Genomic DNA, 1,256 nt, shown 5'->3' on the forward strand with positions numbered 1-1,256 from the left:
CCAAGTACTTCATCGTCTGACGGAAGCGGGCGGCCGCGCCCCGCCCGATCCGCCCCGCCCCGAAGCCGTCCGGCGCTCTGCCGGCGTCCTCCGGTGCGGGCCGGTTTCCGCTGGTACGGGCCCCGTACGACATCTGGGGATATGCCGTCGGGTGGGCGATATGTGGCCCCCGTTGGGGCGGGTTCGGGGGGACGGCCTACGGTGGAAGGCGATGTGCAGCGGCGGCGACGCCGCCTTTTCGTTGGAACGGGGGATGTGTGGAAGCGGTCTTCTTCGACATGGACGGTCTGCTCGTCGACACCGAAAAGGTGTGGCTGGAGATCGAGACCGGCGTGATGGCGCGGCTGGGCGGTGAGTGGTCGCCGGAGCACCAGACGCACCTCGTCGGCGGTTCCATGGAGCGCACCGTGGAGTACATGCTGGCCGTGTCCGGCTCGGACGCCTCCGAGGCGACCGTGCGCGAGTGGATGGTCAGCGGGATGGTCACGACGCTGAACGGCGGCGTCGAGGTCATGCCGGGCGCCTCCGAGCTGCTCGACGCGCTGCGGGACGAGGGCGTGCCGGTGGCGCTGGTGACCTCGTCGCTGCGGGAGATCGCGGACGCGGTGCTGAAGGCCGTGGGCCGCGACCGGTTCGACGCCATCGTGACGGCCGACGACGTGACCCGCACCAAGCCCGACCCCGAGCCGTACCTGACGGCCGCCCGCCTGCTCGGGGTGGAGCCGGTGCGCTGCGTGGTGCTGGAGGACTCGCCCAACGGCGTCGCCGCAGGCACGGCCGCCGGGTGCACGGTGGTCGCGGTGCCCAGCCTGCTGCCCATCGACCCGGCTCCGGGCCGCCTGGTCGTCTCCTCCCTGACCGAAGTCACCCCCGCCGACCTGCGCGCCCTCATCCCCGCCTGACCCCGCTCTCGCCCCCTGAGGGGCGCACAACGCCGTACGAGGCCGCGCCCGTACGGCGAGACGCCCGATAGGCCCCACACCGCCGAGAAGCCCGGGCTCATCCGAAAGGCGTCCTGCTGGACGTTTTCCGCGACGGCCACCCCGGATCAACGGCCACCCCGCATGAACGGCCACCCCCGCATGCGGAGCCCCCCGCCCACCGGCAGACGGCGCCTCCCGGGAAGGACCGCCGCCAGGCGCGCCCTCCACGGGGGCCGTCTCGCGGGGTGTTCCCGCGAGGTGGCGCTCTGGCCGGGCGGGACCCGTGGGAAGCGGCACCCCACGGAAGCCCGGCCCGCTGGCCCGCCCGCCCGC

The 1,256-nt window shown here is 73.8% G+C and carries 1 protein-coding gene; it reads left to right on the forward strand.

Going from position 1 to position 1,256, the window contains the following annotated elements:
- The first annotated feature begins 257 nt into the window (after positions 1 to 257).
- Positions 258 to 902, forward strand: coding sequence for an HAD family hydrolase (locus tag KME80_RS49775; protein ID WP_219520102.1), 645 nt, complete (start codon positions 258 to 260; stop codon positions 900 to 902).
- Positions 903 to 1,256 lie beyond the last annotated feature (354 nt).

Source organism: Nonomuraea ceibae, from assembly GCF_019396325.1.
In the GTDB taxonomy this organism is placed as follows: Bacteria; Actinomycetota; Actinomycetes; order Streptosporangiales; family Streptosporangiaceae; genus Nonomuraea; species Nonomuraea ceibae.